Below are 14,174 nucleotides of genomic sequence, written 5' to 3' on the forward strand. Positions count from 1 at the left end.
TTACCAGTGCGGTGGCGCTGTCAGCGACGGCGGCAGCTTCGTCTCGGCGTTGCCTTTGGCCGCGTCGAGTTGGGACTGGATGAGGAACAGGCTCTCGCGCAGGTCCGTCCCACGCAGGTCGGCGTCGCGGAAGTCGGCGCCGATGACGTCGGCCAGCCGCAGGTCGGCGGCCCGCAGGTCCGCGCCGATCAGGTAAGCCCCGCGAAGGTTCGCGCCCCGCAGGTCGGCGCCGCGCAGCTTGGCCCCGATCAGGTCCGCTCCCCGGCGTTCCTTCTTCTTGGGCACGCCCGCCCGCACCAGTTCGCTCGCCCGCAGCAACAGCGCGTTCACCGCGCCCTGGTGGACCGGCACATCCAGTCCACGCAGGCTGTCCTGGTCGCCCTGGGTGAGCGCCTCGATGCCCTCGCGGGCGCGCTGGAGATCTTCGCGCATGCTCGGGGCCAGGGACTCGGCTTCAGTGAGGTAGTAGAGCAGTTCGTGCAGGTGCCGCATCACGGCGAACACCTCGAACATCGGCTTCGCCCGCTTCGGCGCCGACCGCCAGTCCTGGCCGCCGAAGGTCACCTGGGAGACCTGCTGGCCCGCGCCGAAGCAGTCGAACACCGTGCACCCGGTGAAGCCGGACGTCCGCAGCTTGGTGTGGATGCCGCAGCGGAAGTCGTCGAGCAGGTTGCGGCACGACTTGCCCGCGGGCTTGTCGATCGCGAAGTCCGCCGACTTGGCGAACGCGGGCGCGACACAGCACAGCGCGAAGCAGTTCGCGCAGTCGGCGCGCAGCCGGGCGGGGTCGGACACTTCACTCCTGGCGGGTCACTCGTGGTCTGGTGCCACCAGTGTGACTGTTCCCTTTCCGCCGTCGACACGGACGTGGTCCCCGGTGGACAGTCGGGCGGTCGCGTTGCCACAGCCCACCACCGCGGGGATGCCGAGTTCGCGGGCGACGATCGCCGCGGGCGAGAGCGGGGCGCCGACGTCGGTGACGATCGCCGCGGCCCGCGGGAACAGCGGTGTCCAACCGAGGTTGGTCACCGCGGTCACCAGGATCTCGCCTTCCCGCAACGCTTCCGCCTCATCCACAGTGGACACCACGCGGGCGGTTCCGGTGACGATGCCCGCCGCGCCCGGGAAGCCGGTGATCTCCTCGCCCATCGGCTGGTGCTCGGCGGTCTCGTCGTAGAGGGTCGGTCCGGCGGTTCGGGTCGGCCGCCCAGGCGACCGGGTCGAACCGGCCGCGGATCAGGGTCGGGTACGCGGGCAGCGCGCGGTAGCGGTCGTAGGCGGCGCGGCGGGCCGGGACGGCGGCCAGTGGGGCCTCGTCACCGTCGAGAACCGCGACGATGTCCTCGACCGGCAGGAAGAACAGGTCGTCGCCGCGCCCGGTCAGCTCCCCGGCGCAGGACGAACGCGCGGAGCACCCAGAACGCGCGCACCATCTCCGAGCGGGCCCGCTCGCGTGCGCGGGCCACGTCGGCGGCCTTGTCGAGGGCCCGGCGGATCGCCGCCGCCTTCCCGGGGTGCCGCTCGACGAGCCGTTCCCAGGCTTCGTCGCGGGTCGCGGCCTGGCGTTTGAGCAGGGTGTCCGGGTCGAGGTCGCCGACGCGGTGGAGGAGCCGGTCGATCCAGGCCGGGTCCTCGGCTGGGCGCGGTTCGGACAGCTCGAACTCGTCCGGTCCGCGGTGGCCCCACGTGGCGGCGTAGGTCTCGCGGTCGATCTCGCCGCGCCGCAGCTGGGCCAGGCCGAGCAGCGGGCCGAGACTGGCCAGGTCACCGCCCGCACCTTGCAAGCCGGTAAGCAGGGCGGTCGTGTCATCGGGCCGATCAACTTGGTCAGTCAGCCCTGGACCTTGTTGGGTCCGGTGCCGTTGTGCGCCCGGTAGGCGACGGCCCGCTCGGTCCAGAGCGACGCCCAGCAGCGGGTGACCGCGTCGAGCAGCGCGTCGGGCCCCGTGATGTTGAGGAACGTGTCGTGCTGGCCGGCGAACGACAGGTCGGGCAGGTCCTCCGCGGTCGCCGAGGACCGCACCGCGACCGGCCCTTCCTGATACGCGGCCAGGATCGCCGAGGCGACCTCGGGCGGCATCTCGCCACCCGCGGCCACGAACGCCCGGTAGGCGCTGGTCGTGATGTGGAATCCGGGTGGCACCGGCAGGCCCGCGTGGACCAGGCGTGCCAGCGAGGCGCCCTTGCCGCCGACCGTGGCGAGGTCGGCGGCGGGATCGTCGAGCGGGAGGGCCAGCACGTCGTCGGGCACGGGCCCGTACATCCAAAACGCGCCTGCCCGGTGGGCCGAACGGGTCAGCCGAGAGTGCTCAGGGCGAGTTCCGCGTCGGGAACCGGGGTCCGGTCGCCGCGCAGGATCGCGTCGAGGATCTCCCCGGATCGCACCGCGTTGTTGGACAGCAGGGACGAGGTGATGCCGTGCGAGTGCTCGGTGGCCCCGCCCTGCACGTAGATCCCGGCGGCGATGTCGGCGGAGGTGTGCACGCGGTAATCGCGGGAGACCTGGAGCCTGCCCTGGTCGTCGCGGGCGCACTCGCCTGCCAGATCGCCAAGCAGGGCAAGGGAATCGTCGCCGCGGTAGCCGGTGGCGTAGACGACGACGTCGGCGTCGAGCACGGTGCGCTCGCCGGAGGTCATCGACTCGACGGTGACCCGCACGCGGTCGCCGAGGTCGGCGACGTCGACCGGGCGGGACACGTTGAACATCCGCAGCCGCGGCTTGCCCAGCACCTTCTCCTGGTACATCCGCTTGTAGAGGTCGTCGATGAGGTCGACGTCGACGACGGAGTAGTTCGTGTTGGCGTGGTAGCCCATGATCTTGCGCTTGGCCTCTTCGGGCGCGAGGTAGTACTCGTCGACCGCGGCCGGGTCGAACACCCGGTTGGCGAACGCGCTGTCGTCGGCCGGGCTGTAGCCGAAGCGGGAGAACACCGAGCACACCTCGGCGTCACCGAAGCGGGTGTGCAGGAACGCGGTTGCCTCGGCGGCGCTCTGGCCCGCGCCGACGACGACGAAACGGGAGGCGGCGTCGGGGACGTGATCAATGTCGCGCAGCAGGGTGCTGTTGTGCCAGATCCGCTCGCCCGCGCTCACGCCGTCGGGCAGGTTGGGCCGTAAACCGGTGGCCAGGACCAGGTTGCGCGCCCGGACGGTCTTCGGGTCGCCGCCGTCGGTCGGCCGGGACACGACGTCGAAGTACGCCACCGCCCCGTCGACCACGACCGGGTTCACCGCGGCGACCTCCTGGCCGTAGAGCACCTGCTCGGCCAGCTTCGCCGCGCACCACTCGAAGTAGTCGTGGAACTCCACGCGCAGCGGGAAAAGGCTCTTGTGGTTGACGAAATCGATGAGCCTGCCACGGCTGTGCAGGTATGCCACGAAGCTGAACTCGCTGGTCGGGTTCCGCAGGGTGACCAGGTCTTTCAGGAACGACACCTGCATCGTCGCGTCGTCGAGGAGCATCCCCCGGTGCCAGCCGAACCGCGGCTGCCGCTCGAGGAACCGCGCCGTCAGGGGCGTGGCCGCCGTCGCGTTGTGCTCGGTGAGAGCGATCGCGAGACTCAGGTTCGACGGGCCGAAGCCCACGCCCACGACGTCGTAGACCGGTGTATCGACCCGCATCTGTGACCTACCCATCCCCTAGTGGCGGTACCCGAACAAAGGTCACCCTAACCTAAGTTAAGTTAGGCTCAGTTTCACCCGACCGGGTGACGTGCACCACGAGGAGGAAACGCCCATGCGGGTGGTCATGTTCGGTTACCAGACGTGGGGTCACCGGACTCTGCGGGCGTTGCTCCAGTCGGAGCACGAGGTCGTGCTGGTGGTGACCCACCCGCGGTCCGATCACGCCTACGAGAAGATCTGGTCGGATTCGGTGGCCGACCTGGCCACCTCGCATGGCGTCGAGGTCATGCTGAAGACGCGTCCCGACGAGGACGTGATGTCCCGGCTGCAGCAACTCGAGCCGGACCTGATCGTGGCGAACAACTGGCGGACATGGATCCCGCCGAAGATCTTCACCCTCCCCCGGCACGGCACCCTGAACGTGCACGACTCGCTGCTGCCCGCGTACGCGGGTTTCTCCCCGTTGATCTGGGCCCTCATCAACGGTGAGAAGGAAGTGGGCCTGACCGCCCACATGATGGACGACGACCTCGACGCGGGCGCGATCGTCCTGCAGCGGTCCATCCCGGTCGGTCCCCGCGACACGACGACCGACCTGTTCCACAAGACGGTCGACCTGATCGCGCCGGTCGTCACCGAGGCCATCGACCTCATCGCCTCCGGGACCGCGATGCTGACACCGCAGGACCGGTCGAAGGCCACGTTCTTCCACAAGCGGGCCATCGAGGACAGCCGCGTCGACTGGACTTGGTCGGCCGAGGAACTCGACCGCTTGGTGCGCGCCCAGTCCGACCCGTACCCGAACGCTTTCACCTTCCACAACGGAAAGCGGCTGCGGATCGTCCAGGCATCGGTGTCGCGGGCCCGCTACGGCGGCACCCCCGGCCGAATCTTCATCCGCGAGGGCGACGGCGTAGTCATCGTCGCGGGCCCCGAAGCCCGGCGTGGGCAGAGCCCGGGCTTGGCCATCGAGCGGGTCCGCACCGAGGACGACCGAGAGCTCGCCGCGACCGACTACTTTCGCAACATGGGCGGATACCTCGGTTAGAAGACCGACCAGCCGGTCAGCGTGGTGAACCGGTCGAGGGCGGCGACGCCCCTGATCGAGTTGCCGTGGGTGTCCAGGCCGGGGCTCCAGACACAGATGGTGCACCGGCCTGGGATCACCGCCAGGATCCCGCCGCCGACGCCGCTCTTGGCCGGAACCCCGACCCGGTAGGCGAACTCACCTGCCGCGTCGTAGGTGCCGCAGGTGAGCATGATGGCGTTGAGCCGCTTGGCTTGGCTGCGGGTGAGCAGCCTGCTGCCGTCGGTCCGCATGCCGTGGCGGGCGAGGAACAGGCCGGACAGGGCGATGTCGCGGCAGCTCATCATGATCGCGCACTGCCGCACGTACTGGTCGGCGACGGTCGCGACGGGGTTGCGCATGTTGCCGTAGGACGCCATGAAGTGGGCGAGCGCCAGGTTGCGGTCGCTCTGGGTGACCTCGGAATCGCGGACCTCGGTGTCGACTCGGACGGCGAGGTTGCCGCTCTCGGCGCGCAGGAAGGCAAGCAGCTCAGCGGCCGCGTCGCCGACGATGGAGGCGAGGTGGTCGGTGGTGACCATGGCGCCGGCGTTGATGAACGGGTTGCGCGGGATGCCTGCTTCGTTTTCCAACTGCACCAGCGAGTTGAACGGGTTTCCGGACGGTTCCTTGCCGACCCGGTCCCAGAGGGATTCCTCGTCGCGGGCCAAGACCATGGCGAGGGTGAACACCTTGGAGATGCTCTGCAGGGAGAACGGGGTCTCCCAGTCCCCCACCCCGGTGACCGTGCCGTCGATGTCGGCCACGGCGATCCCGAACTTCGTCACGTCGACACCGGCGAGCGCGGGTATGTAGTCGGCCGGGACGCCGTGGGGCACAGCCTCGGAGACCTCGGCGTGGATGGCGTCGAGCAGCGCTGGGATATGCACGGCGCAATAGTGACAGTGCGGCCCGGGCGTCGGCCATCCCGACCAGCACGCGTGTGCGGCTTATGGCTGCCGGGCACGGGCCGGGGGCACGCCGTCCTCCTCGGACGACGCGCCCCCGGGTCTATGTCGTGGCTGAGGAACCGGCAGCGCGATCTAACCGCCACCTAGGGGACCGTGACGCCACTCGACCACGGTCCCCACCGATCCGCACCCGCTCCCGGAAAGCGACCAACCTTAAATTCCGGGGAGGCGGGTCAGTGCGCGGTGGCCTTCTCCGCGTATGCGCCAGTCAGGGCGCGAACCTCCATCTCCGCGTACTTCTCCGCATCAGTACCGCCCTTCGACAGGACGGTGCCGAGCCAGCCGAGGAAGAAGGCCAGCGGGATCGACACCAAGCCCGGGTTCTCCAGGGGGAACCAGTGGAAGTCGACACCCTTGATCATCGACTGGGTGGCCGCGGTGGCGGGCTTTCCGGACACCGCGGGCGAGAAGATGATCAGGACGATGCTGGACACCAGACCGCCGTAGATGCTCCACAGCGCACCGCTGGTGTTGAAGCGCTTCCAGAACAGGGAGTACACGATGGTCGGCAGGTTCGCCGACGCCGCCACGGCGAAGGCCAGAGCCACCAGGAACGCGATGTTCTGTCCATTCGCGACGATCCCGCCGCCGATCGCGACCAGGCCGATCACCACCGCCGTGATCCGGGCGACGCGCACCTCCTGGGCCTTGTCGTCGACCTTGCCCTTCTTGATGATGTTGGCGTAGATGTCATGCGCGAACGACGCCGACGCGGTGATCGTCAGACCCGCCACCACAGCCAGGATCGTGGCGAACGCGACCGCGGCGATCAGGCCGAGCAGCACCGGTCCGCCGAGTGCCTGCGCCAGCAGCGGTGCGGCCGAGTTGGCCTTGCCGGGAGCGTTCTTGATGGCCTCGGGGCCGACCAGGGCGCCCGCGCCGTAGCCCAGCACCAGGGTGAACAGGTAGAAGATGCCGATGAGCCAGATGGCCCACACGACCGAGCGGCGCGCTTCCTTGGCCGACGGCACCGTGTAGAAGCGCATCAGGATGTGCGGCAGGCCCGCGGTTCCCAGCACCAGCGCCAGCCCGAGCGAGATGAAGTCGAGCTTGCTGGTCTCGGACTTGCCGTACTGGTTGCCCGGGTTGAGCAGCGCCTCACCGTTCGCGCCACCGGCGTCGACGGCGGCACCGAGCACGTTGGACAGGTTGAAGCCGAACTTCGCCAGGACCCAGATCGTCATCACGAGGCCGCCGGTGATCAGCAGCGCCGCCTTGATGATCTGCACCCAGGTCGTGCCCTTCATCCCGCCGACCAGGACGTAGATGATCATGATGATACCGACAAGGGTGATGACCACCGCCTGTCCGGTCTTGCCGCTGATTCCCAGCAGCAGCGCGACAAGCCCGCCCGCGCCCGCCATCTGGGCCAGCAGGTAGAAGAACGAGACGACCAAGGTGGACGTCGCCGCCGCCGCGCGCACCGGGCGCTGCTTCATGCGGAACGCCAGCACGTCACCCATCGTGTACTTGCCGGTGTTGCGCAGCAGTTCCGCGACCAGCAGCAGGGCGACGAGCCATGCCACCAGGAAGCCGATGGAGTACAGGAAGCCGTCATAGCCGTTGAGCGCGATGGCGCCCGCGATGCCGAGGAACGACGCCGCCGACAGGTAGTCGCCTGCGATGGCGACACCGTTCTGCCTGCCAGTGAACGAACGCCCGCCCGCGTAGTAGTCAGCCGCGGTCTTCGTCGTGCGGCTGGCACGGAAGACGATGACCATGGTGATCGCGACGAAGACGCCGAAGATGCCGATGTTGAGTACCGGGTTACCGGATGCCCCAGCGGCCAATTGAGTGTTCATGCGTCCTCACCCTCGATCTTCTTGCGGATCTTCTCCGCGGCTGGGTCGAGGTTCTTGGTGGCGTGCCGGACATACAGCATCGTGATGACGAACGTCGAGACGAACTGCAGCAGGCCCAACACCAACCCGACGTTGATGTTGCCGAACAGCTTGATGGACATGAAGCCGTGCGCGTAGTCGGCGAGCAGCACATACGCCATGTACCAGAGGAAGAACAGCGCGGTCATCGGGAAGACGAATCCGCGCAGCCGCTTGCGCAGCGACCCGAACTCAGGACTTTGCTGGATCTCCGTCCAGGCCGGATGCTGCGGTGGACCGACCGCGGGATCTGTGAGGGTCATTGCGGGCCTCCGTCAACGGGGATTCGGGTTACCCGTCACCGTAGGAAGATCAGTACCCGCGAGATCCGGTCAGCGGCCCAGACGTCGAGTGATGCGACGAACGGCGGACGAACGGCGGGCCTGCCAGGACAAGTGGCCCAGGTCACGTCCAGGTCCCGGTCGGGCGTGCTGCTCCTCGCCCAGGTGCAGGCGCAGCATCGCGGCCGCGGCCCACGACGGCGGACGGCCGAACAGCGACACCCCGATCATGGTGGCGAACGCCAGCGGCACCGACCAGGGTGCCGGCTGGGCGACCAGGATCGCCTGCCAGCCGGTGAGTTCTCCGCCAAACAGAGTAACGGCGATTGCTCCCGCCGACGCCAGCAAGCCGACCGCCACGCCCGCCAGGGCCCCCGCCTTGGTCAGCTTCGACCACCAGATGCCCAGCACCAGCAGCGGACAGAACGTCGACGCGGCGACGGTGAACCCCCATGTGACCAGCACACCCGCGTCGAGCCGGGCGGACGGCAGGGCCAGCATCACGACGACGGCCGCGGCGGCGAACACAGTGCCCCGCAACCGGTTCAGGCCGCCGGGCAGCAAGTCGTGGGCGATGGCGCCGGACACCACCAGCAGCAGGCCCAGCGACGTCGCCAGGAAAGCGGCGAAGGCGCCCGCGGTGAGCAGGCCGGTGAACACGTCCGCCCAGCCGCCGGATTCCACTTGGGACGGCAGGGCGACCACGGCGGTGTCGGTGGTGCCCGCGAGGTAGAGCTGCGGCACCAGGACTTTCGCCAGCGTGCCGTAGATGCCGGGGAACAGGTAGAAGATGCTGAGCAGCCCGACGGTGATCGCGGCGGTCCGCCTGGCCGCGCGGCCGTCTGGACTGGTGTGGAACCGGACGAGCACGTGCGGCAGCCCCATCGTGCCCAGCATGGTGGCGATCAGGATCGCCCAGGTGCCCAGCAGTGGGTAGCCGGCGTGGCGCAGGTCGAGCAGCGGGCGCTGCCAGCCCGGCCCGCCCGGCGCGGCGCCGCCGCGGACCTGCGGGACGGCCGTGCCCTCGGCGAAGACCAGCGTGCTTCCCGACACCGCCCGCAGCTCTCCCGGCGGCAGGGTCTCGCGGCCGCCGCCGGGCCGCAGCACCGTCGTGGGCTCACGCAGCTCCAAAGTCACGTCGAGCTGGAAGTCGACCGGGGTGTCCTTGGCGAAATGGGTGAACTCCACCGGGTGCACCGCCTCGTGCCGCACCTCCGGGCCGACCTGGATGAGCAGCCAGGCGGCGGGCACGATGAACAGCAGCATCTTCAGGTAGAACTGGAACGCCTGCACGTAGGTCGCCGCCCGCATCCCGCCGAGCGCGAGGGTGATGCTCACGGCGGCGGCCGCGATCACCACGCCCACCCAGTACTGGCTGCCGCTCACCGCCGACAGCACAAGACCGGCCGTGCGGAACTGCGGCACCAGGTACAGCCCGCCGATCACCAGCACAACAATGGCCGACAGCTTACGCAGCGTATGGGAAGCGAGCCGCGCGACCGCGAAGTCGGGGACCGTCAGCGCGCCCGAGCGGCGCATCGGCGCGGCCACCAGGACCAGCATCGCGACGTAGCCCGCGGTGAACCCGACGGGGTACCAGAGCGCCCCCATGCCGTCCTTGACGACAAGCCCGGCGACCCCGAGGAACGACGCCGCCGAGAGGTACTCCCCCGACACCGCGGCCGAGTTCAGCAGCGGCGACACCCGCCGCGAGGCGACCAGGAAGTCCGATGTGGTGCGCATGGCGGCGATGCCGCGCAGCCCGATCAGCAGCGTGATCAGCACGACCGGGGCGACGGAGAGGAAGGCGATCATGTGGTTTCGTCGGCGGACTCGGCCCGCTCGGCCCGACGCAGCTGCCAGGCCGCGATACCCACCATCAGCGGGTACGGCAGGGCGCCCATCGCCAGCCAGGACACGGGGATGCCGAGCAGCCGGACGTCGTCGAGCTCGGGCCACGCGGCGAGGACCGCCGGGATGCCCAGCAGCAGCGACACCAGCAGCACCAACGGAAGCAGCGCGCGCCTGCGCTGAACGGCGTAGACCCGCATGGCCCGCTGGACGTCATCCGGGTCGAGCGCGGGCGGGCGCCACGCGGTGTGCACCCGGCGGCGGGCGTGCGCGATCCGCGTCTGCGGACTGGTCACCGCGACCCGCCGCGACGGCATCAGCCCCGCCCGCCCAGTTCGCCGCGCTGAGCCGCGTGCAGCAGCCGTTCCCGCAGTTCCCGGGCGTGGCGCCTGCTGACCGGGACGTCGCCGAGGTCGGTGTGCGCGAGCATCCCGCCCACGGCGTCGCTGCGCAGCTCCCGGACCGCGTCGATGGCCACCAGGAATCCTCTGTGGACACGGGCGAACCCGGCGCCCTCCCAGTACTCCAGCAGCCGCGAGATCGGCATCCGCACCAGGTGCACGCCGCCGCGGGTGTGCAGCCGCACGTAGTCGCCCTGCGCCTCGACGAACTCCACGTCGCCGCGCCGCACGTAGCGGATGCGGCCCTCGCTCTCCACCGGCAGCACCGGCATCGCGTCGGGCTTGGCCGAAGCGGTGTCGTCCGGCGCGGTGACGGGCTCAGGGATCTCGACCGGCGCGACCATCCGCGCGACCCGGCTCAGCGTGGTGGCGAGCCGTTCCGCCCGGACCGGTTTGAGCAGGTAGTCGACGGCGCCGATGCCGTAGGCGGACACCGCGTGCCCGTCGTAGGCGGTGACGAAGACGATCACCGGCGGCTTGCTGAGCTTGGACAGCAGCGAGGCCAGTTCGAGACCGTTCATGCCGGGCATGGAGATGTCGAGGAACACCGCGTCGAACTCGCCGCCCTCGATCATCCGCAGCGCGGTCAGCGCGTCCCCCGCGGCACCGACCCCGGCCACCTCGGGCGCGACCCGAAGCAGCCTGCACAGCTCGTCCAGCGCCGCCTTGACGTCGTCGACGGCGAGCACCCGCATGCCGGTCATGTCGCCACCCCGGGCTGGAACACCGGCACCCGCACGACGACCCTGGTCCCGGCCTCGGGCGCGGTCTCCACCACGAGCCCGTACCAGGCGCCGTAGACGTTGCGCAGCCGTCTGTCCACATTGGCCAGCCCGATGCTGCCCGCGGTCCCGTGCCCGGCCAGGATCGCCTCGGCGACCGACGGGTTCATGCCGACCCCGTCGTCCTCCACGATGATCACGCAGTCGTTGCCCTCCGACTCGCCGCGGACCTGCACGATCCCGTCGCCCGCGCGGGGCTCGATCCCGTGCCGGACGGCGTTCTCCACCAATGGCTGCAACACCAGGTACGGGATGGTGACCGCGAGGACCTCGGGCGCCACCCGGATCTGCACGCGCAGGCGGTCGCCGAGCACGGCGCGCTGCAACGCGAGGTAGGTCTCGATGGCGTGGAATTCGTCGGCGACCGTGGTGAACTCGCCGTGGCTGGCCAGGCTGTACCGGTTGTAGTCGGCGAAGTCGAGCATCAGCTCGCGGGACCGCTCGGGGTCGGAGTGCACGAGCGAGGCGATGACCGTCAGCGCGTTGTAGACGAAGTGCGGCGACATCTCCGCGCGCAGCGCCCGCAGCTCCGCCTGCGCGGCGTACTCGGCGGACACCTCCAGGCGGGACCGTTCGAGGGCGGCGACGATCCAGTCGGCCACCTCGCGCACCGCACTGGCCCGGATCTGGCCGGACACGACCAGCACGCCGGCGAGTTCGTCGTGCACGTGCAGCGGCAGCGCCACCAGCGGCGCGCGGCCAGCACGGGTGTCGGTATGCAGGACCTCCTGGACGAGCGCGGTCACCCGGTCTTCCGGGCCGGCCGTGCCCGCCCACACCGGTCGGCCCGACAGGTCGGCGAGGGCCACACCGTCCACATCGAGCAGCATCCGCACCCCGCGCGCCACCGCCCGCACCCGCGGACCGGACAACCCATCGGCGAGGTCATCGGCGATCCGGCGCGCGGTGCCGAGCACCGAGGCCGCGTCCGAGCGCACCCACGGCGGCCACGGCCGACGCGGCGGCCGTACCTGCGGCTGTGCGGGCACTGACATGGCTTGATGTTAGGCGACGGTGCTGCGTTCTCGTCCACTCGTCGACCGTTCGTCCCCGACCCGACACCGTCCGTCGCTGATCATCTCCGGCCGTGCCCGTGTCGTCCTAGCGTGGCGGCCTGCGCACCGGGACGGCGGGAGAACGCGATGACCACGGACAGTTTGTCGAACCTGATGGACGAGCGGCGCACGTTCGCGCCGGAGCGCGGCTTCGCCGCCGCCGCGAACGTCGACGCGGGCTGGTACGCCGCGGCCGACGCCGACCGGGAGGGCTTCTGGGCGGCCCAGGCGCGCAGGCTGTCCTGGGCGTCCGAATGGTCGGACGTACTGGACTGGTCGGACGCGCCGGTCGCCAAGTGGTTCGTCGGCGGGAAGCTCAACGTCGCCTACAACTGCGTCGACCGGCATGTGGAGGCCGGGCACGGCGACCGGGTGGCGATCCAGTGGGAGGGCGAGTCGGGCGACGCCCGCACCATCACCTACGCCGACCTGCTGCGCGAGGTGTCGAAGACGGCGAACGCGCTGGCGTCACTGGGTTTGCGCGCGGGCGACCGGGTGGCGATCCAGCTGCCGATGATCCCCGAGGCGATCTTCGCCATGCTCGCCTGCGCCCGCCTCGGCCTGGTGCACAGCGTGGTGTTCGGCGGCTTCTCCCCCACCGCCCTGCGCTCGCGCGTCGACGACGCCCAGGCCCGGCTGCTGATCACCTCCGACGGCCAGTTCCGGCGCGGCAAGGCCGCCCCGATGAAGGCCAACACCGACGAGGCGATCGCGGACTGCGCGTCGATCGAGCACGTCCTGGTGGTGCGGCGCACCGAGTCCACTGTGGAATGGACCGAGGGCCGCGACCTGTGGTGGCACGACCTGGTCGATGGCCAGTCCGACACCCACGATCCGGAGGCGTTCGACGCCGAGCACCCGCTCTTCATCCTCTACACCTCTGGGACCACCGGTAACCCCAAGGGAATCCTGCACACCAGCGGCGGCTACCTCACCCAGGTCGCGTACACCCACAACGCGGTCTTCGACCTCAAGCCCGAGACCGACGTGTACTGGTGCACCGCCGACATCGGCTGGGTCACCGGCCACTCCTACATCGTCTACGGCCCGCTGGCCAACGGCGCGACGCAGGTCGTCTATGAGGGCACGCCGGACAGCCCGCACCAGGGCAGGCACTTCGAGATCATCCAGAAGTACGGGGTGTCCATCTACTACACGGCGCCCACGCTGATCCGCACGTTCATGAAGTGGGGCGACGAGATCCCGGCGGGCTACGACCTGTCGTCGCTGCGGCTGCTGGGCTCGGTCGGCGAGCCGATCAACCCGGAGGCGTGGATCTGGTACCGCAAGCACATCGGCGGCGAGCGCTGTCCGATCGTCGACACGTGGTGGCAGACCGAGACCGGTGCGATCATGATCAGCCCGCTGCCTGGGGTCACGAGCACCAAGCCCGGCTCGGCGCAGCGGCCCGTTCCCGGCATCAGCGCTCGCGTGGTGGACGACGCGGGTGTCGAGGTCGGCCCCGGCGGTGGCGGCTACCTGGTCCTTGACGAGCCGTGGCCGTCGATGCTGCGCGGCATCTGGGGTGACGAGCAGCGCTTCCGCGAGACCTACTGGTCGCGCTTCGCCGACCAGGGCTTCTACTTCGCGGGCGACGGCGCCAAGTACGACGCCGACGGCGACATCTGGCTGCTGGGGCGGGTCGACGACGTGATGAACGTGTCCGGCCACCGGATCTCCACCACCGAGGTCGAGTCGGCGCTGGTGTCCCATCCCAGCGTCGCCGAGGCCGCGGTGGTCGGTGCGGCGGATCCCACCACAGGCCAGGGGATCGTCGCCTTCGTCATCCTGCGCGGCGGCCAGGACGCCGAGGTCGCGACCCAACTGCGCGACCACGTGGCGAAGGAGATCGGCCCGATCGCCAAGCCCCGCCAGGTCCTGGTCGTCCCGGAACTCCCCAAAACCCGCTCCGGCAAGATCATGCGCCGCCTCCTGCGCGACATCGCCGAAAACCGCGCGGTCGGCGACACCACCACCCTGGCCGACTCGTCGGTGATGGCCCTGATCTCCTCAGGCCTCAACCCGCGAGTCGCCCCTCCCGGCAACTGAGTCGCCCCTCCAGGCAAGCGAGTTCGACATTCGGACGGCGCATCCCGCGGTGACATGCGCCGTCCGAATGGTCGGGCCGCGGACTGTCGTGGACCGGATGGCCGTAACGCGACACGCTGCTTGTCGTTGAATGGCGCACGGGCGGCGAAACACGCAGGTCCGTGCCGCGATCGAGGGTCCGCGGCGTCATCCGACCCGCTTGCGGAGGAGCTCC

At 69.9% G+C, this 14,174-nt stretch carries 14 protein-coding genes; 2 read left to right on the forward strand and 12 right to left on the reverse strand.

What is annotated here, in order from left to right; all coding sequences use genetic code 11:
- From ACUZ2Y_RS06665 to ACUZ2Y_RS06685, 5 genes are all read right to left on the reverse strand, one after another.
- Positions 1 to 795, reverse strand: coding sequence for a pentapeptide repeat-containing protein (locus tag ACUZ2Y_RS06665; RefSeq protein ID WP_476327968.1), 795 nt, complete (start codon positions 793 to 795; stop codon positions 1 to 3).
- A gap of 15 nt (positions 796 to 810) precedes the next feature.
- Positions 811 to 1,149 carry a PEP-utilizing enzyme gene (locus tag ACUZ2Y_RS06670; protein WP_476327970.1) on the reverse strand — a complete coding sequence of 113 codons (339 nt, stop codon included), beginning with the start codon at positions 1,147 to 1,149 and terminating at the stop codon, positions 811 to 813.
- Positions 1,150 to 1,316: 167 nt separating this feature from the next.
- On the reverse strand, positions 1,317 to 1,784 hold the full coding sequence (locus ACUZ2Y_RS06675; protein WP_476327972.1) for a hypothetical protein: 468 nt from the start codon (positions 1,782 to 1,784) through the stop codon (positions 1,317 to 1,319).
- Positions 1,785 to 1,831: 47 nt separating this feature from the next.
- Positions 1,832 to 2,263: a PEP/pyruvate-binding domain-containing protein gene (locus tag ACUZ2Y_RS06680; RefSeq protein ID WP_476327974.1), complete on the reverse strand. Its 432-nt coding sequence runs from the start codon at positions 2,261 to 2,263 to the stop codon at positions 1,832 to 1,834.
- A gap of 32 nt (positions 2,264 to 2,295) precedes the next feature.
- Positions 2,296 to 3,621, reverse strand: a complete 1,326-nt coding sequence (locus tag ACUZ2Y_RS06685) for a lysine N(6)-hydroxylase/L-ornithine N(5)-oxygenase family protein (protein ID WP_476327976.1) — start codon at positions 3,619 to 3,621, stop codon at positions 2,296 to 2,298.
- A gap of 115 nt (positions 3,622 to 3,736) precedes the next feature.
- Here ACUZ2Y_RS06685 and ACUZ2Y_RS06690 point away from each other — a divergent pair, with 115 nt between their 5' ends.
- Positions 3,737 to 4,672 carry a methionyl-tRNA formyltransferase gene (locus tag ACUZ2Y_RS06690; protein WP_476327978.1) on the forward strand — a complete coding sequence of 312 codons (936 nt, stop codon included), beginning with the start codon at positions 3,737 to 3,739 and terminating at the stop codon, positions 4,670 to 4,672.
- Here ACUZ2Y_RS06690 and ACUZ2Y_RS06695 read toward each other — a convergent pair.
- From ACUZ2Y_RS06695 to ACUZ2Y_RS06725, 7 genes are all read right to left on the reverse strand, one after another.
- Positions 4,669 to 5,580, reverse strand: a complete 912-nt coding sequence (locus ACUZ2Y_RS06695; RefSeq protein ID WP_476327980.1) for a glutaminase — start codon at positions 5,578 to 5,580, stop codon at positions 4,669 to 4,671. The genes ACUZ2Y_RS06690 and ACUZ2Y_RS06695 overlap by 4 nt on opposite strands.
- 254 nt (positions 5,581 to 5,834) lie before the next feature.
- Positions 5,835 to 7,463: a solute symporter family protein gene (locus ACUZ2Y_RS06700; protein ID WP_476327982.1), complete on the reverse strand. Its 1,629-nt coding sequence runs from the start codon at positions 7,461 to 7,463 to the stop codon at positions 5,835 to 5,837.
- Complete coding sequence (locus ACUZ2Y_RS06705; RefSeq protein ID WP_476327984.1) at positions 7,460 to 7,804, reverse strand: DUF485 domain-containing protein; 345 nt, start codon at positions 7,802 to 7,804, stop codon at positions 7,460 to 7,462. The genes ACUZ2Y_RS06700 and ACUZ2Y_RS06705 overlap by 4 nt, the downstream gene beginning before the upstream one ends.
- A gap of 69 nt (positions 7,805 to 7,873) precedes the next feature.
- Positions 7,874 to 9,637: a sodium/solute symporter gene (locus ACUZ2Y_RS06710; RefSeq protein WP_476327986.1), complete on the reverse strand. Its 1,764-nt coding sequence runs from the start codon at positions 9,635 to 9,637 to the stop codon at positions 7,874 to 7,876.
- On the reverse strand, positions 9,634 to 9,969 hold the full coding sequence (locus ACUZ2Y_RS06715; protein WP_476327988.1) for a hypothetical protein: 336 nt from the start codon (positions 9,967 to 9,969) through the stop codon (positions 9,634 to 9,636). Before ACUZ2Y_RS06715 ends, ACUZ2Y_RS06710 begins: the two co-directional genes overlap by 4 nt.
- A 20-nt stretch (positions 9,970 to 9,989) precedes the next feature.
- Positions 9,990 to 10,778, reverse strand: a complete 789-nt coding sequence (locus tag ACUZ2Y_RS06720; protein ID WP_476327990.1) for a LytR/AlgR family response regulator transcription factor — start codon at positions 10,776 to 10,778, stop codon at positions 9,990 to 9,992.
- Positions 10,775 to 11,851, reverse strand: coding sequence for a sensor histidine kinase (locus tag ACUZ2Y_RS06725; RefSeq protein ID WP_476327992.1), 1,077 nt, complete (start codon positions 11,849 to 11,851; stop codon positions 10,775 to 10,777). Before ACUZ2Y_RS06725 ends, ACUZ2Y_RS06720 begins: the two co-directional genes overlap by 4 nt.
- A gap of 147 nt (positions 11,852 to 11,998) precedes the next feature.
- On the opposite strand from ACUZ2Y_RS06725, the gene acs reads away from it, so the two are divergent.
- The gene (gene acs / locus ACUZ2Y_RS06730) at positions 11,999 to 13,960 is read left to right on the forward strand and encodes an acetate--CoA ligase (RefSeq protein WP_476327994.1); all 1,962 of its coding nucleotides are present in this window, start codon (positions 11,999 to 12,001) and stop codon (positions 13,958 to 13,960) included.
- Positions 13,961 to 14,174: the final 214 nt, after the last annotated feature.

It is taken from the genome of Actinokineospora sp. UV203, assembly GCF_056323665.1.

Bases quoted from the DNA above. Each gene is read 5' to 3' on its own strand.
- ACUZ2Y_RS06670 (WP_476327970.1), bottom strand. From the start codon at position 1,149: ATGGGCGAGGAGATCACCGGCTTCCCGGGCGCGGCGGGCATCGTCACC.
- ACUZ2Y_RS06680 (WP_476327974.1), bottom strand. From the start codon at position 2,263: ATGTACGGGCCCGTGCCCGACGACGTGCTGGCCCTCCCGCTCGACGAT.
- ACUZ2Y_RS06685 (WP_476327976.1), bottom strand. From the start codon at position 3,621: ATGCGGGTCGATACACCGGTCTACGACGTCGTGGGCGTGGGCTTCGGC.
- ACUZ2Y_RS06690 (WP_476327978.1), top strand. From the start codon at position 3,737: ATGCGGGTGGTCATGTTCGGTTACCAGACGTGGGGTCACCGGACTCTG.
- ACUZ2Y_RS06700 (WP_476327982.1), bottom strand. From the start codon at position 7,463: ATGAACACTCAATTGGCCGCTGGGGCATCCGGTAACCCGGTACTCAAC.
- ACUZ2Y_RS06705 (WP_476327984.1), bottom strand. From the start codon at position 7,804: ATGACCCTCACAGATCCCGCGGTCGGTCCACCGCAGCATCCGGCCTGG.
- ACUZ2Y_RS06710 (WP_476327986.1), bottom strand. From the start codon at position 9,637: ATGATCGCCTTCCTCTCCGTCGCCCCGGTCGTGCTGATCACGCTGCTG.
- ACUZ2Y_RS06720 (WP_476327990.1), bottom strand. From the start codon at position 10,778: ATGACCGGCATGCGGGTGCTCGCCGTCGACGACGTCAAGGCGGCGCTG.
- ACUZ2Y_RS06725 (WP_476327992.1), bottom strand. From the start codon at position 11,851: ATGTCAGTGCCCGCACAGCCGCAGGTACGGCCGCCGCGTCGGCCGTGG.
- acs (WP_476327994.1), top strand. From the start codon at position 11,999: ATGACCACGGACAGTTTGTCGAACCTGATGGACGAGCGGCGCACGTTC.